Origin of the sequence: uncultured Microscilla sp., assembly GCF_947493425.1 — a bacterium.
Lineage (GTDB): Bacteria > Bacteroidota > Bacteroidia > Cytophagales > Microscillaceae > Microscilla.
In genome coordinates this window covers 1-239 of sequence record NZ_CANLRP010000661.1, presented here as the reverse complement: position 1 = coordinate 239, position 239 = coordinate 1, and the positions used below count along the sequence as shown (strand labels likewise).

Genomic DNA, 239 nt, shown 5'->3' with positions numbered 1-239 from the left:
TCTGCATAGGTAACGGCTTTGTGGTTGTCTTTGACCAATACTTCCCTCCACCCAGCCTTAGGTTCAGTGAGCATATACATATCGGCAACCCCTTTTCGTTCATATTCATAATCTTGATGAACAATCCCCTGATCATCGGTAAAACCCTGAGTAGTTTGAGCAATTAATTGCTTAGGCGATTCATCCAGGTTAACTACTGGATTTGCTGGGTTATAAGGACGTTGATAAACATCAAGAAC

General features: G+C 41.8%; 1 pseudogene. It reads right to left on the bottom strand.

The annotated features are described in order from the left end of the window. Positions 1-239 (bottom strand): annotated as a pseudogene (locus tag Q0954_RS34855) (IS630 family transposase); the annotation flags it as partial.